We start from the raw sequence: 20,352 nt of genomic DNA, 5'->3' as shown, positions 1-20,352 counted from the left end.
AAATTTGGAGATGTTCCAATTCCCAATCAAAATCCCAGAAATCATTTTCGGCTCCAATCTCGCATTTTTTCTCGTCTCATACCCTGATTCAGCAACGCCGAATCTCCATACATACAAACTGATAATTGTCAAGCAATTTCAACCAATTGTCTGGTTCAGAAGCAGGCAGATATTATAACCATTATCATACAATTTCACAAAGACGCGCCCGGACGCAGTACCACAAATACCGAGTCCAGACGACTTCTCCAAGGTTGTCAACCCAACACAGGGAGCAATATCAATTATGACAAAAAATCCACGATGGTTGCGTTACGATCCAGATGAAGACAAGTCTCGACACGCAGCAGCAGATCCAGATTGTTGTGAAGAGATGGAACAAAAATATGGTTGGAAACTAATTGAGGTTGAGAAAATTGACGGCCAATTTTTCAAAGTTGATTGTGTTTTTAAAGGTCAAACGGAGTTTCCAGACTGGTACAAAGAACTAGAAAGCAAGGAGGATGAAGATGCGTAAATGGATTGTCTTTAGAGCAGACAAGCGCCAACCTGGTTGGGAAAAACGCAAGCTTGAACACACCCAATGCCTAACCAAGATTTTAGCCGAACACTTTGACTCTTCTAATGACGAAATTCCTGAAGTTGGCTATCGTCCCCCAGAGTTTGTTCGCGTAGAAGCAGAACACGATCCAGATAGACACGGTTATAGCACTCATTACCGCACCAGCGATTGGGAAGTGGCGCGGGTTGAGACTTATACTCCCGATATTCCGATCGGTGAATTTGATATAGTAGTAATCTGCTATTGCCAATATTCGCCCATTGATGCTCCCCTCAAACCCATGCCAGAACGTCAAGTTTCTCTTGATTCCTTTAGAGGCGACAAAGAAGCTTATCAACGTTGGTTAGACTCTCAAAAAAGCAAGGAATACACGGAAGTTTAGGAGTTCCAGCAGAGGAAACGGTAGTGCCGTTTCCTCTATATCATAAGGAGTGAAACCGGAATTGATATTACTATGGTAATTCTCCAAACTGATCTCGATAACGCTCTAACAAAGCTTCGAGTTCAGCAGCCCGTTGCCGTTCCGCTTGCAAAGCTGAAGCCAATTCATCGGGAATCAATAATTTCTCCCCATTATCTTCGCGATAAAACCCAATCAGTTTTCCTTCTATTTCTAACCGCAGTTGCAATACCTCGCTGCGATTGTCTCTGATTAATTCATACCCATCTTCCCCCAATCGATACCCGCGCAATTGTTCCCGAATCCATTCACCTCTAGGGTCAAACAACCAATATTCCTCAACTTCTATCCCCTCATACAAGTCTTTTTTATTGATTATATCTTCCGACTTTGTGCCCGGTGATGTCATTTCAAAAATTACCTTCGGCACTTGTCCTTCTTCCCAGATTTTGTAATTATCTCTGCCACCTGGTTCTACATCAAAAATCACCATCACATCAGGTGCTACCCGCAGTTTTGGGAATCCTTGAGCGTAGTATAAAAATTGGTTTGCTAAAACAGTAGCTCGACGGTCTGCGAGGTATTGTTTTAAGACTTCTAAAGTGGTTAAAATTGCGTAAAGATGGTCGTAAGTTTCTGCCTTTCTGCCACTGGTTCTCCATCAGCGCTAGGGTATATGATTTCAGAAGTTTTGAGGGTGGTAACGACTGCTGTCATGGTCGTGCTTCCTGTGAGTTGTATACATATTATAAACTTTTTTGCTGTAATTAAGTAGGTTAATTTAATTAATATCAAATCCGGTAGCATCGGAATGATTATTAGCCGAAATTAGGAGAAGGCAGTGCCGTGTCCCTACCCAAAATATTGTAGGGACACGGCACTGCCGTCTCCTCTATATCATAGGTCGTGTAACCGGAATTGATATAACCTAAAATGCGATCTTTCTTAGAAGAACCCTGACTTCTTTAAGAAGTCGGGGTTCTGGGAGTTCTGTTTTTTAGTTTGGTCTATTTAATACCTCTTATCCTATGACAATTCTCCTTATTCATTCACAATTCCTGCTTCAAACACCTGTTGAGCAGTCAAGTTTAACTCGGGGAAAGCACCGGATTCAATTCTATCGTCTCCCCGGAATTGCGCCAACTCGTATTCCCCGTCAACTAATTGATATACCGAAAGCGTCGGTTGTTTGGGATTGCCTATGTAGCGTCTTCCACCCAATCCCAAATAATCCACAATCCAGTATTCAAAAATGCCCATTTCTTCATAATCTCGCAGTTTGGTAAGATAATCAGTCTGCCAGTTGGTGCTGACTACTTCTACTGCCAAACGTACTGATGAACCCATTGTGATAATCGATTCTGCTGCCCAACGTGGCTCATTTATCACTTGCTGGCGATCGAGAACTATGACATCTGGCTCATATCCTGATTCGTCGCGATCGGGTTTAAGGACACATTCTTTGGGAAGGAAATAGGGCAATCGGGTATTGCGACATATAACGCCAACTTCTATATTGAGAAAGCCAGATATTTCTGAATGTTGGCCAGTTCCTTTGGGCATTTCAATAATTACTCCATTGTGCAGTTCGTAGTGATGTTCTGAATTTTCAGGATACCAGGCAATGAATTCGTCAAATGTTACTAATTTTGTTAAGGCTTGAATCATGTCGATTGCTCCTTTATTCTAATTATATTTAATTTTAGTTGACTCTAACTATTTTTGTAGGGGCGATGCCCCGCCCCTATACTATTTATTCTACGGCAAGGGAGCATCTCAGTTTTGCATTTAATAGTGCTGTCCCCGCTCGCGTATTATACGATACGCGAGCTCTTGAAGTGCTCGCACTATAAGAAAAAAATGCTTTTTACAAAAGTGAGATGCACCCTACGGCAATTTTCCAAACTGCTCTCGATAACGCGCTAGCAAAGATTCGAGTTCAGCAGCCCGCTGACTTTCCGATTGTGCACGTTGACTCTCCACTTCTGCGTGTTGCCGTTCCGCCTCAGCCCGTTGCCGTTCCGCTTTTAAAGCTGAAGCCAATTCATCAGGAGTTAATAATTTTTCTCCATTATCTTCCCGATAAAACCCAATCAGTTTTCCTTCTATTTCTAAACGCAGTTGCAATACTTCGCAACGACTATCTGTAATTATTTGATAACCCTCTACCCCCAGTCGATATCCGCGCAATTTTTCAGGAATCCATTCACCTTTTGGGTCAAATAACCAGTATTCCTGAACTTCTAATCTTTCATACAAATCTTTTTTAATCACTTTATCTTCCGACTGCGTGCTTGGTGATGTCATTTCAAAAATCACCTTCGGCACTTGTCCTTCTTCCCAGATTTTGTAATTATCTCTGCCACCTGGTTCTACATCAAAAATTACCATCACATCAGGTGTTAAGCGGACTTTTGGGAAACCTTGAGCGTAGTATAAAAATTGGTTTGCTAAAACAGTAGCTCGACGGTCTGCGAGGTTTTCTGCCACTGGTTCTCCATCAGCGCTAGGGTATATGATTTCAGAAGTTTTGAGGGTGGTAACGACTGCTGTCATGGTCGTGCTTCCTGTGAGTTGTAGCTCTATTATAAACTTTTCTGGTGTTAAGCTGGCGCGCATCTAATTTTAACAATCATGTTTCTGGAAACAACGAGTGGGGCGATGCTCCTACCTAGCCCCAAAAAATTAAATTTTAAGGCCGCAACAGCTTACCAATTCTTCAATGATGTCACATACGCTCAATATTTTTGACTAATAATTGAGTTCGATCGCCCTTTTGAATTCCTTAACTGCCTCAACATGACTCGGCATATTAACACACCTGACAAGTAAATCAATATCGAGTTCTGGGAGCAATTGAGAACTCGCAATCTGTTCGTATCCTTCCTTTCCCAGAGCATACAGAGACAGTCGGCTGTTTTCCCAAAACCAGACTTCAGAAATTTGCAGGCGTTTGTAAGCCTCTAGCTTATCAATTCCGCCGCTAGTTACGACTACTTCGATCGCTAAATCTGGACGTTCTCTATCAGCACCCAATTCGTAAGATTTGTCTGCTTCACACTTCACTCGTTCCGATTCATTTTCTAAAGTCAACGAACCCGTTGGAGTGAAATCGATTCCTGCTTTCAGCAAATATGTTTCCAGTAAAGCACCAATTCGTTCTTTCCCTATTTCGTGTTTTCTTCCAGGCATTCTCTGAATCTCCAGTATCCCATCTAAAAATGACAGCCGAACTCCGGGAATATCCAGCATCGGTTCTAAGGTTTTGAATTGTTCCCAGCTTAACCCTGGAAATAGTAACGGCCGATCTAATTTTTCTTCTAATGTTGTTGCAGTCATGGCGCTCCTTTATTCCTAATGTAAAATCTCAAATCGATCGACCTTCAAATGGCATCAGGATCTATACCCTGACTTATCAAGTATGCCATTAGGCGATCGGCACGCTGGCGTTCCTCATCGGCCCGCTGTTGTTCCTGTTCCACCCGTTCCGCACCCCACAGCAACAAATTGCCATTCTCATCCCACCAGCGCAACCAATAACCCGTTCTCTGAGATTTTTTTCCTGACCAAACCCCCAGAAATAAACCCATTGATTCTATCCAAAATCGACTATTAGCATCTGGTTCTTGCTTTGTGTACTGTCCTGAAACCAAAAGGTATACTTCTAATTCTCCCGATTTAGGATCGAAGATTGCATAAACTGGAACTTGCAAAATTTGCTCGTAAAACCGCCACTTGCCGTAAGGATATTTTGATATTGTCGAATATTCACTGCCCTTAGTATCCGATAAAAATTCCATCACTACTGCTGGAACTTATCCCTCAGCAGTGCGCGTATAACTGCGGCGGACTTCTCCTAGTTCTGCTGGTAATACCGAGGGAACGTAGACCCAATCTGGGGCTTTTACTATTGTTTTGTCGTTGACTTTGGCGCACAGTCCAAAGTTGGAAGCTATTAGCATTGAAGCTATGATAAATCCTGCAAGTTCCAAGGCTTCTCGCAGGGCGGCTGCTAAAAGTGGTTGGTCGATGTTTTCAACTGGATCGTCCGGTAATTTAAAATCGTCTGGCAATTTTTCCCAAGTTATATTGTACTTGGTTTGCGTTGCGGGCGGTTTTGATAATGTTTGCGTCATTGCTTTTCCTTGTTTCGATTGAAAGAGTTTTTTTAATAAGATTTGCACAACTTTAATCTCGGGGTGCGCGCTGCCAACCTTACTAACTGAAACCTCTATAATGCGTACCTTCCTAACTGTAGGGCGCGCCACGCACCTTACCGACGGTTATTCAATGATACCAGATTTCAAGGAGTATTTTCGGGAGCAACTGGTTCTGCTGATTTTGCAGTTTGAGAAGGAATAACAGGCAATTTTTCTTTTTTGTTAAAACTGGGCAATCCCGGCTTAACAGATTGATTTACTGCCGTTGTACTCGCATTTACTTTCTCTGAAATAGGAGCTAATGTTTGAGCAACTTTAACTTGCTGCCGCAGTTGTTCTGTCGAGCCCAACAAGCCTCCCAATCCGTTAAATAACCTGCGAATGTTGTTGCGGAAAGCCGGGTCTCCCGTCAGTTCATCTACGTCGGAAGTGATTTTCTGCACGTTCTGAAATGTAGCTCGTGCAGAATCTAGGGTTTGTTGCAATAATAGCAAAGTGGCGGGATTGTTTACCTGGTTGGATAAATCTCGCAAAGTAGCCGAAGCTTGGGCCGCATTCGCTGATAAAACTTCTAAATTAGTTAGCAATTGTCCTTGGTTGATGCGATTAATTGTTGGACTCAAACTGCTGACGGCTACCCGCAATTCTTGGCTGCTTTGATTGATGTTATTCAGGGTTGAGACTAAACTGGCGCGGTTGGTTGTTACTAATGAATTGACTTCGTTAGCTGTTAAGGTGATTCTATTGGCTGCTTGAGTTACTGAATTGGCAGAATTTATTGCAGCGGCTGATACGGCTTTTGTGGAAGTGTCCGCTGTGACTGCTACTTTAGAAACATCTGCGGCGACTCCTGATATTTCTCCTTTGAGCGATTGATTTAAGCTGCTGGCTTCTCCTTTTAAGGATTGATTTAAACTGGTTACTTCTCCTTTTAAAGATTGAGTCAAACTGTTGGCTTCTCCCTTTAATGATTGATTTAAAGTTGTTAATTCGGTTTTTACTGATTGACTTAAGTTGCCAATGTCTCCTGTTACGGATTTATTCAAGGTTTTGATTTCGGCTTTGGCTGTTTGAGTTAAACTTGATAAATCTTGAGTGAGTTTAGCTGCACCTTTTGCTGTACTGGCTGTATTCTCTGCAATTGATTTAATATTGTTGAACAGCGCGGGGTCGGTGTATAAATTAGATAGGCGGACTGTGGAGCGAATTAGTTCGTCGAGACTGACTCCAGCTTGACCTTTTAAGCGGGAATTTTTGCAGATTATTTCAGGGGGACAGTCGGCGCTAAAGGGATTGGCGGTAAGTAAGGAGTCTGGCAAAATTGAGTTGGGGGTAATGTCGATCGACGATTCGCCAATTAAACCCGATTTATTTGCTTCAATCGCCACATCCCGGGGCATGACTAAAGTACCGGGGGCTATCTCCATTGTCACCTCTACGCCGTTGGCGCTGGCTTTGATGGCGGTAATTTTACCGACGGCGACGCCGCGATACCTGACGGGCGTGCCTATTTGCATTCCCTGGGCGCTGGCAAATTCTACGGCGAATTTGTAGCTGCGGTTGCCTAGTTGTACGCCCTGCAACCAGAGCACTAAGCCGCCAAATAAACCGATTCCTACTAAAATCAAGAATCCGACAGAACCTTCTCTTACAGTTCGCGATCGCATATTGCCTCCTTTGGCAATTGGCAGTTGGCAGTTGGCAGTTGGCAGTTGATAGTTGATAGTTGATGGTTGGCAGTTGTTAATTTTTATCTGATGTGTTGCCTATAGATTTTAGATAGGCGTTTAGTCGGGGTGACAGTTCGTCAATAATTGGCTTGAGTGTTTCTACTTGTGTAGTTGTTAGTAGTTGCCTAGTATAAGCCCGTCTCAACCAGTGCTTTGTTTCATATAAAGAACCTCTGGCAATCTTGATAAATCTCCGATGATCCTGATAGCTGCCTCGACCATCTCCTTCAGCAATATTAGCACCAATACTATCAGCAGCTCGAATAATTTGCTTGCCGACCGTATCTTTAGCTAGTGCGTCCCATTTTATAACAATATTCCAAATTTCATCAGCTAATTTTTCTGATAATTTATAAACATCTAATTTTTGAAAATTTGTTTGTGACATATCCCATCTCCCAATAATACAAACAATTAACCACTGCCAACCGCTTTCCTAACAACCGCCCACTGTCAACTAACAACTGCCCACTGTCAACTAACAACTAACAACTGCCCACTGTCAACTAACAACTGCCAACTGTCAACTAACAACTGCCCACTGCCAACTGCCAACTGCCAACTGCCAACTGCCCACTGCCAACTGCCCACTGCCAACTGCCCACTGCCCACTGACAATTGACTATCCAATCACTTGAATTGGGCCGGTAACGCTGCCACTAAAAAATTGTTTAATTAACAAATTATCTGTCGATGCAATGTCGCTGACAGTTCCCTCCCACTGCACTTTGCCTTGATAGAGAAACACGATGCGATCGGCAGTCCGGCGAATGGTACTGTCTTGGTGAGTGACGATCGCATAAGTGCTACAAACTCCCTGAGCTCTCTGCAAATCCCGAATTAAATCTTCAATTACCGTCGAAGCGATCGGATCTAAACCCGCCGTCGGTTCGTCATACAGCAAAACCTCCGGATTGTCCCTCGCATTATCGGGATTTGCCATGATGGCGCGGGCAAAACTTACCCGCTTCCGCATTCCCCCAGACAACTGCGCTGGATAGCGTTCGCCAATTCCCCGCAAACCCACCATCTCTAACTTCTCCTCCACCAATTCCCGAATCCGGCGGCGCGGCAGCTTAGAATGCTGGTACAGTAAAAAACCGACATTCTCCTCTACCGTAAGCGAATCAAACAAAGCAGCTTGCTGAAACACCATCCCAATCCCGATCGGATCTGCCACGTCGTCCACCCATCCCATCCGTCGCTGTCCCTGAACGAAAACCTCGCCCGCATCCGGGGCCAACAAACCCGCAATTATCCGCAAAATCGTAGATTTCCCCGTCCCGGAAGGGCCAATAATTGCCAGGGCCTCTCCCCGATATATCCTCAGATCCACTCGATCGAGGATCGGGTTATCCCCGAAGGACTTACTTACCCCCTTGAGTTCGATTAGCGGCTCAGCCATAAGATGCGATCGATTATTATGTTGTCAGTCATCAGTCATCAGTCTAGCTAATGACTAATGACTAATGATTAATGACTAATGACTTAAATTGACTGCCAGAATCAAAACTCTCTTGTATTGTAAATTTGTCAGCTTGAGCTATTCCAATACCATTAAGACTAATTAACCATGTCAATTAGTTCATTTCCTAAAGCCCTGCGAGTCTTTGCCAAAGCTAAGCAGGTTTTTGTCCAATCCAGAAATCCTTACCCTTCTTCTTTGCGGAACGGGCGAGTTCACCAGTGGTTTAAGTGGTTGGCCCCCGGACTGTTGGTGAAACGGTGGCTGCTGATCAGTGCTAGCGGTGTGGTACTTGCCACTTTGGGTTTAGCGATTTGGACTGGGATGACTCCGATCTTTTTGCTGTTGCAATTGTTGAGAAATTTTTTGACTTGGATTGCGGAAGTTATTCCCAATTACGTGTCGGGCCCGATCGTGATTGCAGGCGGAATTTTGTTAATTCTGTGGGGTCAAACTCGCAGTTTGAACTCGATTACCCAAGTGCTGATGCCGGAAGGGAATGAGGAATTGGTCGATCGACTCCTCAACCACCGCCGCTTGCACCGCGGCCCGAAAATTGTCGCCATTGGAGGGGGTACAGGCCTTTCTCATTTGCTTAGGGGATTGAAAGATTACAGTGCCAAAATTACTGCGATCGTCACGGTCGCCGATGATGGCGGGTCTTCCGGGCGACTGCGACGGGAAATTGGAGTATTGCCGCCGGGAGATATTCGCAATTGTTTGGCCGCTTTGGCCGATGAGGAAAAGTTATTAACTGAGTTATTTCAATATCGCTTTCAAGCCGGTGACGGTTTGGTTGGTCACAGTTTTGGGAATTTGTTTTTGACTGCGATGAGCGATATTGCTGGAGATTTGGAACAGGCGATCGCCGCCAGTTCTAAAGTTTTAGCTGTGAGGGGGGAGGTGCTGCCGGCTACTCTGAGCGACGTTTCTTTGTGGGCAGAACTGTCTGATGGCCGAAGAATTGAGGGGGAGTCCAGCATCACCAAAGCTAACGGAAAAATCGTCAAAATTGGCTGCAATCCGGCTAATCCTCCGGCTTTGCCCAGGGCCGTCGAAGCGCTGCGGGAAGCGGATTTTATTATTATTGGGCCGGGGAGTCTTTATACGAGTGTGATTCCGAATTTGTTGGTGAAGGAAATTGCTGATGCGATCGCCAATAGTGAAGTTCCGCGCATTTATGTGTGCAATATTATGACTCAGCCGGGAGAAACAGACGGATACAGCGTTGCCGATCACATTCGGGCGATCGATCGGGCTTGCGGCCGCCCCCTATTCGATGCTGTAGTAGTTCAAGGAAAAGTCCCATCTGCAAAATCTTTGATCCGCTATTCTCAGGAGAATTCCTATCCGGTTGTGCTCGATAGAGAAGCCATAACGCAACTGGGGCGGCGAATTGTCATCGCCAATGTCATGGATGAAGATAAAAATACCGGTTTAATTCGCCACAATTCCCAAAGATTGGCGGGGATGTTGCTGCGTTGGTACGGGCGAGCCCAGAATATTTAAGCTGATTAAGGGGGAGATGGGGAGATGGGGAGATGGGGAGATGGGGAGATGGGGAGCATCTCATTTTTGCAAAAAGCATTTTTTTTACAGTGCTGTCCCCGCTCGCGTGCTTTGTATAGCACGCGAGCGGGGACAGCACTCTTAAAGCAAAACTGAGATACACCCCAACCGATAATGACTAATGACTGCTGTTCGCGAGCGGGGACGCTCGCACTTCTGACTAATGACAACTGACTAATGACTAATGACAACTGACAACTGACTACTGACTACTGACTGAAATGAAAACTTTGCTTGCAGATTTTGAGGCTACGCGCCAGTTTGGTATTGCGTTAGGTCGATCGCTCCCACCAGGCACTGTAATCTTGTTACAAGGAGACTTAGGCGCCGGCAAAACCACCTTGGTTCAAGGTATCGCCGAAGGTTTGGGAATCTCCGAATCTGTGGAAAGTCCTACTTTCACCCTGATTAACGAGTATTTTGCAGGGCGGATTCCGCTGTATCATCTAGACTTGTATCGACTCGAACCCGAAGAAGCGGAGGCTTTGCACTTAGAGAGTTATTGGGACGGATTAGAAAGGGATTTGGGGATTGTGGCGATCGAATGGGCCGAAAGATTGCAGTACAAACCCGAAAAATATTTGCAAATTTCTTTGAGTTATCTCGATAACGGGCGCCAAATTGAATTGATGGGGACTGGCGAGTTATTGGATTGGGAATGGGAAAATTGAGGAAGTGCGATTCACGCTCGGGATAGCCACAGCGCGTACTTACTGCGGCGGGCGGTTGACTCGAATCAATTTGCCCCTCAAAGTTTCTTCACCAGCAATAGCATCATTAATGCGTGTTGCCAATATTTCTACATTCCGATTTTTAGTGCAGACAATAATACCTGCATGGTCTGGCTTTCGGTTGTGCAGTCCGATAAAATCAAACCGATTTAATGTCAAAATAGCGCGATCGTTACTCACAGCAAATTCTAGCACTTCAGGATCGGGAATGCCCAGATTTGCTTTTCCTGCTTCCTGAACTGTAAGCACATTGTGACCAAAAGCCCGCAGCAATTCCACAACTGGCAAAGGAAATTGTTCGTCTGCATATAATAATGCCATAAGTTATGCTTCCTCATTTTTGCTGATTGCTTGTTCAATTTCCTCTATATGTGAATCAGCATAAGTCCAAACATTGACCAAATCAGCAGCACTTAGATGGGGATAAAATTGGAGAAGTTCGGAATCGCTTGAACCTTCATTGCGAAAACCAACAAGCAGCCACACTGGAATGCGAGTTTTGGCAATACAAGCATCGCCGCCGCACACTTCGGGAGTCTTGGTAATTCCCGGCCAGCTATTGCTTAAACTTTGGGTTAACAGCCGTATTGCTTCAGATTTCTCGGTCGGAGTTAAGGCAAGAAGTTGTGTTTCTAGTTCTTGGAGCATAGGTAATATCGCCTCGATCGTAAGGGAATATACTCTGATAATTTTAGCACAACTTTTGCTGTAATGTTTTAGGTATGTAGTTGCGCTTCAGCGCTGAAGCGCAACTACATACCTTTGTTTATATAAATTGACTACTCAACGTCAAATGTCAAGGCTTTACCCCTGACATTTGTATCTAATTTACCGTTCTCAAAAACAACTTTTCCTCCCACAACTGTCACCACGGGCCATCCAGTTAAATTCCAACCCTCAAAGGAACTCCAGCCGCACTTGCTCGCCATTTCTGCTCCGATCACCGGGCGGTAGTTGTCCAAATCAACTAAGACTAAATCGGCGTCAAAACCCGGAGCGATCGCCCCTTTGTTCGGAATCTTATAAGCCTTCGCAACAGCCGCAGACATCCAATTAGCAACTTGTGCAACTGTACACCTTCCCTCGACTGCTTGCGTCAACATCAAAGGCAAAGAAGTTTCAACTCCGGGCATTCCCGATGGGCTATTTGGATATTCTTGAGCTTTTTCTTCTAACGTGTGCGGCGCGTGATCGGTGGCGATAAAATCAATTACGCCATCGAGTAAAGCTTGCCAAAGTATTTCGTTATCGCGGGTGTCCCGCAACGGCGGATTCATCTGGGCTAAACTGCCAATCTTCTCATAGGCGCTGGTATTTAACAGTAAATGCTGCGGCGTTACTTCTGCTGTTACCCAACTCGGTTTTTCTTGTCGCAAAAACTCGGCTTCGTCGCCAGTTGAAAGATGCAGAATGTGCAGTCGGCGCTGATATTTTTTAGAAAGTTTTACGGCTAGCTGAGTTGCTAACAAGGCTGCTTGATTGTCTTGAATTTGCGAGTGTACAGCTAAATCGGTACTGCCGGCAAATTCCTGACGACGCTGATTAATTCTAGTTTGATCTTCGGCGTGTACTGCAATTAATCGATCGCCCTTTGCGAAAACTCGCTCTAAATTTTCCTCTCCATCCATCAACAACTGTCCGTGCATCGAACCCATAAACACCTTAATCCCCGGAGTCGGATTCGCATCCAACAAATCCGGTAAATTCTCCGGCGTCGCCCCAATAAAAAAGCCGTAATTGACCAAACACTTGTCAGCAGCGCGCCTTAGCTTGTCATCTAAGGCCGCTTGGGTTGTGGTTAGGGGGCGGGTATTCGGCATTTCCAAAAACGATGTCACGCCGCCCTTAGCGCACGCACAGCTAGCCGTAAACAAATCTTCCTTGTGTTCCAAACCCGGTTCGCGGAAGTGTACCTGCGGGTCAATTACTCCGGGTAAGAGAGTTAAGCCGATCGCATTTATTTCGCGATCGCCGGACATGGCAATCTCCGGAGCAACCCGAACAATTTTGCCATCGCTAATTTGCACGTCCCCTACCAAAAATTCGCCGTCAGGTAACAGAATGCGAGCGCGACGGATTAACAAACTTGATGTGGTCGGCATAAGCTATAATTAAATAGGTAATGTACGTAGAAGCCCAGACAAATTTTATCCTCAAAAGAGTTAGAAAAATACTAATAAATATAACTAGCTTTCAGGAAAATTGTAATTTTTACGATCGACCTCGGCGCACTTTACTCAACCAGATAGTACAAAAACTCACGTCTGGGGCGCAGATTTTGCAGATTTCCTCAAAAAACCCCGAAATAAGTTTATAATTTGTATCCAGCCCAGTGACTTAAATACTTATGACTCGTCTAGACAAGTCAGCCGACCCAAAACCCCCGCAAGATACCGAAAATCCTTGGATAGAAGGAATTAAGACGATCGGCTTAGCAGCATTCTTAGCCTTTGGTATCCGCACCCTGGTTGCTGAAGCTCGCTACATTCCCACCGGCTCGATGCTCCCAACCTTGCAAATTAACGATCGATTAATTATAGACAAGGTGAGCTATCGACTTCAAGACCCGCAGCGAGGAGATATTATCGTGTTTATGCCTCCCGATCCGGCGAGTTTGTGCACGGGACAGCCGCCGCCGATCAAAGATGCCTACATCAAGCGAGTGATCGGACTTCCGGGCGATACTGTGGAAGTCAAAGATGGAAAAGTTTATATCAACAAGCAGCCGCTACAGGAAAAATATATTGAAGAAATTCCGCAGTATCCCTACGGGCCTGTAGTTGTATCTCAAAATTCTTACTTGGTACTCGGGGACAACCGCAACGCAAGCTGTGACAGCCATTATTGGGGCTTTGTACCCAGACAAAATATCATCGGTAGGGCGATCGTCCGTTTTTGGCCTCTCAACCGCACAGGCTCGATCGACCCCACACCGATTTATCCCGCTAAAAAATAGCTACCATTCAAATCCTCGGCGGTTGGAAACCGCGTCTATACAAACGATTCAAATCCTCGGCGGTTGGAAACCGCGTCTATACAAACGATTCAAATCCTCGGCGGTTGGAAACCGCGTCTATACAAACAATGTCCGCCTCCGCGGACTAAGAAATATGGAATTTCAGAGCAATGTGCGATGGCTTATGCCCCGCTACGCTACGACTCTTCAACCCGCGGAGGCGGGTTTTGTTGGTATAGACGCGGTTTCAACCGCCGGGTTTGTGGGTTGATCGGTGATATCAATTCCCGTTGCATCAGTATTGTTCAAACCGTCAACTGTCAACTGTCAATTGTCAACTGTCAACTGTCAACTGAATGACGTTTCGCGATCGAGAACTTTCACAACCTTGTTATACATATCCTCAGCTTCTTGTGGCGAATTGCCAATACTCGTCAATCCCAATTTGCCAAACTCCGACAAACAACCCATTAAATGAAACACGCTCCCCGTCTCAGTACCAGTGTCAAAATGCAGTTGATTGTCAGCAATAATATCCATCAAATCATTCGGCAACAATCCCCGATACCGCTCCTTTTTCAAATTATCCGAAGCCACATAATATTTCGGACGCCCCTGCTGGCTGTAAAATAATCCCGTAGTTCGCTCGTACCGACCGTTTGTTAACAGCTTCAAAGCCATAAACGGATGAGTTGTACCTCCTTTACGCAAGTTAATTTCTATTGCTTGAATATCCCATTTCCCGTCCGATTGCTTGACAGCAACATAATCCACTCCAAATCGCTCCAAAGCACCTTTTGCTGCTAAATTTTTTCCCACTTTCCATCCCAATTCTTGCAACGCCAGCCGATAGGATTCATCCGCCGGAAATCGGCAACCCAAGAAAATTTGACCGTCTGGGCCGCCTAAAATCTGGTCGTGGGTTGACAGAATTTCAACTTCGCCACTGGGGACAATTCGACCTTGAACGCTGGGCGATCGCTTTTCTTCTCCTTCGATAAATGCTTCCGCAATTGCCCCTAATTCGGGAATGCGGCTGCTGAAATTTTTCCAGGTTTCGCCTGTTGATTGAAAGCGCAAATTGTGGAAGCAATCGCCAATTGCTTTAACTCTTTCTTGAGGTGCTTTACCTGCGATCGGCTTCAAATCTAAAATTGCATTTCCTTCCCCCGAAAAACCTTCATTTAACTTAATTACCATCCGCTGCAAATCCGGCTGTCTTTCCCACAACGCAGCCGCAGCTTGGGCCAAATCTTCTGCATTCCAAACCAACTCGGAACCGTCAGGATAAGGTACGCCAGCTTCTTGAAAAATTTGCCTGCTGCCGCTTTTTGTTCCCCAATAAAGCAAATCCGGATCGCTAGCCCACAAAGGAATTCCCAATTTAACAGATAACTCGCGCTCTAAGGGCGTCGAGTTGTAACAAACCATATAAGATTTTGTCGGGCGTACTGCTTGGCGAATTCGCTCCATCAAGCGAGGACGTTCTAAAATTTTCTGGGTGAGGGATTTCGCCGATGCATCGTAAGCCGAGAACAGCAAAAGGCGATCGCGCGCGTGAGAAAATGGAATACCTGGGAGCAATTGCAGGTAATAATCTATAATCATGGGGTGCAGCGGCTCCGAGGTGATGTAAATTAAGCGCGTGCGAGGATTTCGCAGGCGAATCAATGAAAATAAATGCCGCTCTTCGTAGTGGTAAGCACCCTCAACTTTCAGAATTTCTTGCTGATCTAAGCTGAGAGAAGGAATGACGATAATATCACAATCTCCGCTGTCAAATTCTTCTATCTCTCGCCAACGTTCGCGTAATTCTGTCTGAAGATTGCGAAATTTTTGCGAGTATTCGGAAGATGAATTGTTTGACTCTTGCATGGCGTTTTCTCCTAATTATTCAAATAATTATTGCTAATGATGTAGGGTGCGTCAGCCCAAATAGTTGAGACAACTCAACTGGCACTCTTATAGGGGTTAATTTTTAGCTACGTTGTTGCGCTTGGGCGCTTACATATATAAAGAGCGCTGAAGCGCAACTACGTACCTTTGAGCGCTGAAGCGCAACTACGTACCAAGATGGCGCTGAAGCGCAACTACGTACCAAGATGGCGCTGAAGCGCAACTACGTACCAAGATGGCGCTGAAGCGCAACTACGTACCTTTATTTAAATTGACAAAATTCTCAAATAGTGACTTAAGGTGCGTCAGTTCAAATATTTGAGGCAAATCAAACAGTTTTTTTCAGCGCACCCTACCGGGAACTAAGAAGTTCGCCGCACTCGAAAAAGTTTGGCGTATGCCAATATCGGCTCTAGGCGGCGTTGATTTTGCTTGAGTGCCGATCGCAATTTTTCCGAAGGGCGGAACACCAGAGGAGCCGAATATTTGTTCAGCATCTCGATATCGGGCGACTGACTCAACAGCATAAGTCGTACATCTTTGTCGAGCAAATAACTTAGGGAGAGCAAATCTCCCATGTTAGTAAAGTCATTACCGCGATCGCTAATTACAATTGTATCTTTAATCGAGCGATTAGCCATCGCCTCTTTGTTAATATTTCTCGCAACTTCAGCATTAAAATAGCTCAAGTCTTTGCTCCACCAAGTATCAGCAACACCGCTGACTGTACAGGATGCTATGCTTGCTGTAAATACCCCGGCTAAAACGACTTGCCAAAACCGCTGCTGAGTTTTCACATTATTGGCCAGCAAGCAAGCAACTGCTAGCTGCACCCCCGGAAAGCAGGAAATCAGATACCGACTGACGGCGGAGCGTTTGCCACCTAGAATTATATCCGGTAAAACTAGCATCAAAAACGGGACGAAAATTGATGTTATAATAAACATCAAAGTTGAAATATTTGTGCGGCGGCAGATGTTGTAAACGGCTGCTGCAATTAACAGCAAAAATGGCAATCTTAGCAGATAAGTCCAGATATTGTCAAAGCCGAAGTCGAAGTCAAAAAATAAGGCTGTAAAGCTGAGCGTCCACAATTTTGCCAGGTACAGCCAACCAGGAGATATTCGCGTCCAATCTGTCGTTGCTGAGGCTCGTTCCAGGTTGGTCGCCAGCACGTAAATCCACGGCAGATACAAGATTAAAGCTGCTGTTACTGCTAAGAAAAATTGCGAATTAGTTAAGTGACCTCGCAATTTTCTTTTTTTGACAAACAGCCAGCAAGCAATTATAAAAACTCCATGTCCGACAAGTGTTAACGTGAAGAAAGGGTGAGTGTAGCAACCGATCGCGATCGCGATCGAGTAATACGCCCAATTTTGCCACCCCCGCAACCGCAATGCTCTCAGCAGCAGCCAACTGCTGCCAATCACCGTTGCAGTCAGCAAACTGTACTGCCTTGCTGTCTGAGCAAACAAGATGTCAAAGGGAGATAAAGCCAACAGTGTTGTTGCTACTAAGGCTGCCAAATTTGAAGCGAAAAGTTCCTGGGCTAAAGCGTACATCAAAGGCAGCGACAGCAAACTCAATATTGCTGGCAAACTGCGGGATGCTGCAAGAGAACTGCCAAATTGCTGCATCCACAAACGAGCCATCAAAAAGTACAAAGGCGGATGCTGCGGGTCTTCTAGTGCTAAGGAACGTATTGTGTCTGCTGCTGTACTCCCCGGTTTGATCCGCTGATATTTCTGCAATTCTGGTGCGGGAATAATGCGGTTTTGAAATAGTTCGTCGTCGATTTCTTGCCTGGTGAAACCAGCGGCGCGGATTGATGTGTAAGCTTCGTCGTGCCAGTAAAGTTTGCGATCGATCTCGAAGAACCGAAATCCGATACCTAGTAAAATGCCGATCGCCAATAACCAGATCAGCAACCGCGAATTTTGAGGATTTTTGGGATTAACAGATGTGTCTTGATGTGTTGTAGATGCCATGCTTGTCCTAATTGTAGCGATCGTCCCAGATGCGTACCGATCGACTCCGGGGACGATCGCACCACTACGCTCAGAAACCGGGTTTTTTACCGGGTTCGCCTGCTGCAACCTGTGTATTGCTGTGGAAAAACCCGGTTTCTCTCCACCCCCGTTTGGGCCCTGTAAAAGATCGATCGATACCTGTACAGATCCCAACCGACCATTATTCTACCTTCTGCCGAAAGCCTTCTACCTTCCAAGCAAGAGCCACCTTCAACAGTTGACAGTTGATAGTTGACAGTTGACAGTTGACCGAAGGAGAGCGACCTCTACCCTTAAATCCGAGGATTGGAGTAATGAATAGTCTGATTTTAATTTCTCTCTCGAAGGCGGGCGGGCTTTCAACCAATTCTTTCTGGTGAGGGCGCGATCGGGCCCAACCACCGCAAAATCAAGAATTCTAAACCAAATCCCCCCAGAACCTCCAGACCCCAAAAATAACTGCTAACATACGTGTTGTACAGTTAATCAACAAGCTCCGCAAGGGGTCTACCCGCGTACCGAAAATGGCAAAAAAAGAAGCTTCTACAAAAACTACTGAAAACACAGAAAAGCAAAAAGCCCTAACTTCCGTACTGTCCCAAATCGAGCGCAGCTTTGGCAAAGGAGCGATCGTCCGATTGGGAGACTCCACTCGCATGAGGGTAGAAACCATCCCCACCGGAGCTCTGACACTGGACATTGCTTTGGGCGGCGGTTTGCCAAAAGGCCGAGTAATTGAAATTTACGGCCCGGAAAGTTCCGGTAAAACTACTCTAGCGCTCCACGCGATCGCCGAAGTCCAAAAAACCGGCGGCATCGCAGCCTTCGTAGATGCCGAGCACGCCCTCGATCCCACCTACGCCTCAGCATTAGGCGTCGATATTGAAAATCTCTTAGTTTCCCAGCCGGATACCGGCGAAATGGCCCTAGAAATTGTCGATCAACTCGTGCGATCCGTCGCCGTCGATATCGTAGTCATTGACTCCGTAGCCGCCCTCGTCCCCCGCGCCGAAATCGAAGGCGACATGGGCGACTCCCACATGGGTTTGCAAGCCCGCTTGATGAGTCAAGCACTGCGGAAAATCACCGGCAACATCGGTAAATCCGGCTGTACCGTGATTTTCCTCAACCAATTGCGGCAGAAAATCGGCATAACTTACGGCAACCCCGAAACCACAACCGGCGGTAACGCCCTCAAATTTTACGCCAGCGTGCGGCTCGACATTCGCCGCATTCAAAGCTTGAAAAAAGGTACCGAAGAATACGGCAACCGCACAAAAGTTAAAGTTGCTAAAAATAAAGTTGCTCCGCCTTTCCGCATTGCCGAATTTGACATTGTATTTGGTAAAGGCATTTCTACCTTAGGCTGTCTGACTGACTTGGCAGACGAGATGGGAGTAATCCTGAAAAAAGGTTCTTGGTATAGTTACAACGGCGAGAACATCGCTCAAGGACGAGACAAAGTGATTCAACACATGGAGAAAAATATCGATTTCAAAAATGAGATCGAGCGGCTAGTACGGGAAAAACTTGATACTGGGGCAGTGGTTTCTGCTAATTCTGTCGCTCCTGTGGATGTCGATGCTGATGATGTCGATGCTGATGATGATGAGGTTGTTGATAATGATGACATTCAAGATGTAGGAGACATGGAAGAAATTTAAATTTTGTCGCGATCGGTCATTAGTTCTGTCCGCGAAGAGCGTATTGTATAATACGCTCTTCGCGGACACCACTAAAATCAAAAATGCTTGTTACAAAAATGAGATGCTCTCAAATTAAATGGGTGCATCTCATTTTTGCATCAATACTAGCTCGCTTCGAGTGCGTAGGCGCAAGCCGGGACGTAGCCATCGCCCGGGGAAATTTCTGTCACCGAGAGCTATTGAGGTGGGTCGCTACTCGAAAAGTCGATTTTAATTCAGTTTAATGGCGACACACCCTACGAATAATATTGCTACAGGGCAAGCTGTCAAATGTTTACTTCACCCTGCTTCTGGTCTCTTCACCTTGATTCACTTGGTAGCACTCGCATCACTGCGTTTACACGCTTCAGCTTCTGACTCATTGCAGGTGCAAATACTTAGGAGCAGAATAGATTCATATACGTAAGTAAAGGAGTTCCAATCACCGCTAAATACTGTGGAGTTTACGGTTACTTCCCTCTGGGTCAAGCTGCGGTAACTAACACTAGCCAGATTTTGACAACTGACAGATTTCACCTCTGAGGCTGTTTGTAAAGAAATGTAAAAGCTCCTGAAAGTTAATTGCTGTTACAGAATGTAGGATTTCTGAGCTGAACTGTAAAAAAAAGTTGTCTTGATTCATCGCAAAAATGAACTGGACAAACATGAATTTCATTTTTCAGGAACTTAAATTCTTATCCCAGGAGAATCAATCATGACTGACGGTCAATTAGGAGTTATATTAAAGATGGCTCAAACAATTAATCCTCAAATTGAGAGCGATCGACATTTTGAAATAGACTTGGAAAAATTGCGTCAACTGCCAGCAGGAACATTAGGGTGCGAAGTGGCGCGATTTCTAGACGAACAAGGGTTTGAGCCGATCGCATCTGGAGACTGGATTCAACGAAACCACGACGTTTAACCGGTTCTCACTGGTCTTTCACCTTCTGCCGAAGATGAATTTGTACTTCAAGCGTTTACTCGCGCTCAAGTATTTCGCCCTTCCTGTGCGATTTTAGTGTTAGTTGGATTGCTAAGTGGCAAATGCCCGATCGGACAAATTATCAAAGGTTTAAAACATGGAAAATTAGCCGAGCGGCTAATTGACTGGGACGTTGCATCTGATTGGGAAACTCCCTTATCTGAAGTCCGAGAGAAACTGGGGATTCTACCATTAATTGATTAA

At 45.4% G+C, this 20,352-nt stretch carries 20 protein-coding genes and 2 pseudogenes; 8 read left to right on the top strand and 14 right to left on the bottom strand.

Features of this window, described 5'->3' with window-relative positions; all coding sequences use genetic code 11:
- The first annotated feature begins 286 nt into the window (after positions 1-286).
- Both JGK16_RS20240 and JGK16_RS20235 read left to right on the top strand, forming a co-directional pair.
- Positions 287-517 (top strand): hypothetical protein, encoded by a 231-nt coding sequence (locus JGK16_RS20240; protein WP_293148421.1) that lies wholly within the window; start codon positions 287-289, stop codon positions 515-517.
- On the top strand, positions 510-944 hold the full coding sequence (locus JGK16_RS20235; RefSeq protein ID WP_293148419.1) for a hypothetical protein: 435 nt from the start codon (positions 510-512) through the stop codon (positions 942-944). The genes JGK16_RS20240 and JGK16_RS20235 overlap by 8 nt, the downstream gene beginning before the upstream one ends.
- Before the next feature lie 70 nt (positions 945-1,014).
- Here JGK16_RS20235 and JGK16_RS20230 read toward each other — a convergent pair.
- From JGK16_RS20230 to JGK16_RS20190, 9 genes and pseudogenes are all read right to left on the bottom strand, one after another.
- Positions 1,015-1,679, bottom strand: a pseudogene (locus tag JGK16_RS20230) (Uma2 family endonuclease).
- 324 nt (positions 1,680-2,003) lie between these two features.
- Positions 2,004-2,630, bottom strand: a complete 627-nt coding sequence (locus JGK16_RS20225) for a Uma2 family endonuclease (RefSeq protein WP_293192058.1) — start codon at positions 2,628-2,630, stop codon at positions 2,004-2,006.
- Positions 2,631-2,849: 219 nt separating this feature from the next.
- A complete protein-coding gene (locus JGK16_RS20220; protein ID WP_293203370.1) occupies positions 2,850-3,518 on the bottom strand; it encodes a Uma2 family endonuclease in 669 nt (222 codons plus the stop codon).
- 195 nt (positions 3,519-3,713) lie between these two features.
- Complete coding sequence (locus JGK16_RS20215; protein WP_293192054.1) at positions 3,714-4,301, bottom strand: Uma2 family endonuclease; 588 nt, start codon at positions 4,299-4,301, stop codon at positions 3,714-3,716.
- Positions 4,302-4,345: 44 nt separating this feature from the next.
- Positions 4,346-5,098: pseudogene (locus JGK16_RS20210) on the bottom strand (Uma2 family endonuclease).
- Positions 5,099-5,265: 167 nt separating this feature from the next.
- Positions 5,266-6,789: an MlaD family protein gene (locus tag JGK16_RS20205; protein ID WP_293192051.1), complete on the bottom strand. Its 1,524-nt coding sequence runs from the start codon at positions 6,787-6,789 to the stop codon at positions 5,266-5,268.
- A gap of 76 nt (positions 6,790-6,865) precedes the next feature.
- A complete protein-coding gene (locus JGK16_RS20200) occupies positions 6,866-7,240 on the bottom strand; it encodes a four helix bundle protein (RefSeq protein ID WP_293182666.1) in 375 nt (124 codons plus the stop codon).
- A gap of 86 nt (positions 7,241-7,326) precedes the next feature.
- Complete coding sequence (locus JGK16_RS20195) at positions 7,327-7,470, bottom strand: hypothetical protein (protein ID WP_293203369.1); 144 nt, start codon at positions 7,468-7,470, stop codon at positions 7,327-7,329.
- A gap of 4 nt (positions 7,471-7,474) precedes the next feature.
- Complete coding sequence (locus JGK16_RS20190; protein WP_293192047.1) at positions 7,475-8,257, bottom strand: ABC transporter ATP-binding protein; 783 nt, start codon at positions 8,255-8,257, stop codon at positions 7,475-7,477.
- A 168-nt stretch (positions 8,258-8,425) separates the two neighbouring features.
- Between JGK16_RS20190 and JGK16_RS20185 the strand changes: the two genes are divergently transcribed.
- Together JGK16_RS20185 and tsaE are read left to right on the top strand one after the other, a co-directional pair.
- A complete protein-coding gene (locus JGK16_RS20185) occupies positions 8,426-9,826 on the top strand; it encodes a gluconeogenesis factor YvcK family protein (RefSeq protein WP_293192044.1) in 1,401 nt (466 codons plus the stop codon).
- 281 nt (positions 9,827-10,107) lie between these two features.
- Positions 10,108-10,557, top strand: coding sequence for a tRNA (adenosine(37)-N6)-threonylcarbamoyltransferase complex ATPase subunit type 1 TsaE (gene tsaE / locus JGK16_RS20180; RefSeq protein WP_293192042.1), 450 nt, complete (start codon positions 10,108-10,110; stop codon positions 10,555-10,557).
- A 39-nt stretch (positions 10,558-10,596) separates the two neighbouring features.
- Here the strand turns inward: tsaE and JGK16_RS20175 are convergent, their stop codons facing one another.
- The 3 genes from JGK16_RS20175 to JGK16_RS20165 all read right to left on the bottom strand — a co-directional run bounded on the left by JGK16_RS20175 (position 10,597) and on the right by JGK16_RS20165 (position 12,719).
- Positions 10,597-10,938 (bottom strand): DUF5615 family PIN-like protein, encoded by a 342-nt coding sequence (locus JGK16_RS20175; RefSeq protein WP_293192040.1) that lies wholly within the window; start codon positions 10,936-10,938, stop codon positions 10,597-10,599.
- Positions 10,939-10,941: 3 nt separating this feature from the next.
- The gene (locus JGK16_RS20170; RefSeq protein ID WP_293182674.1) at positions 10,942-11,265 is read right to left on the bottom strand and encodes a DUF433 domain-containing protein; all 324 of its coding nucleotides are present in this window, start codon (positions 11,263-11,265) and stop codon (positions 10,942-10,944) included.
- 131 nt (positions 11,266-11,396) lie between these two features.
- Positions 11,397-12,719 carry a dihydroorotase gene (locus JGK16_RS20165; RefSeq protein WP_293182676.1) on the bottom strand — a complete coding sequence of 441 codons (1,323 nt, stop codon included), beginning with the start codon at positions 12,717-12,719 and terminating at the stop codon, positions 11,397-11,399.
- A gap of 245 nt (positions 12,720-12,964) precedes the next feature.
- On the opposite strand from JGK16_RS20165, the gene lepB reads away from it, so the two are divergent.
- Positions 12,965-13,573 carry a signal peptidase I gene (gene lepB / locus JGK16_RS20160; protein WP_293182678.1) on the top strand — a complete coding sequence of 203 codons (609 nt, stop codon included), beginning with the start codon at positions 12,965-12,967 and terminating at the stop codon, positions 13,571-13,573.
- 348 nt (positions 13,574-13,921) lie between these two features.
- Here the strand turns inward: lepB and JGK16_RS20155 are convergent, their stop codons facing one another.
- Positions 13,922-15,448, bottom strand: a complete 1,527-nt coding sequence (locus JGK16_RS20155) for a peptide ligase PGM1-related protein (protein ID WP_293182680.1) — start codon at positions 15,446-15,448, stop codon at positions 13,922-13,924.
- Positions 15,449-15,831: 383 nt separating this feature from the next.
- A complete protein-coding gene (locus tag JGK16_RS20150) occupies positions 15,832-17,652 on the bottom strand; it encodes a glycosyltransferase family 39 protein (protein ID WP_293182682.1) in 1,821 nt (606 codons plus the stop codon).
- Positions 17,653-18,002: 350 nt separating this feature from the next.
- On the opposite strand from JGK16_RS20150, the gene recA reads away from it, so the two are divergent.
- The 3 genes from recA to JGK16_RS20135 all read left to right on the top strand — a co-directional run bounded on the left by recA (position 18,003) and on the right by JGK16_RS20135 (position 20,352).
- Positions 18,003-19,142, top strand: a complete 1,140-nt coding sequence (gene recA / locus JGK16_RS20145) for a recombinase RecA (RefSeq protein WP_293182686.1) — start codon at positions 18,003-18,005, stop codon at positions 19,140-19,142.
- 736 nt (positions 19,143-19,878) lie between these two features.
- Positions 19,879-20,088, top strand: a complete 210-nt coding sequence (locus tag JGK16_RS20140; RefSeq protein WP_293182688.1) for a hypothetical protein — start codon at positions 19,879-19,881, stop codon at positions 20,086-20,088.
- 96 nt (positions 20,089-20,184) lie between these two features.
- A complete protein-coding gene (locus JGK16_RS20135) occupies positions 20,185-20,352 on the top strand; it encodes a hypothetical protein (protein WP_293182690.1) in 168 nt (55 codons plus the stop codon).

Origin of the sequence: Microcoleus sp. PH2017_09_SFU_O_A (assembly GCF_020738625.1) — a bacterium.
GTDB lineage: Bacteria > Cyanobacteriota > Cyanobacteriia > Cyanobacteriales > Microcoleaceae > Microcoleus.
This window is presented reverse-complemented; position numbering and strand designations above follow the sequence as displayed.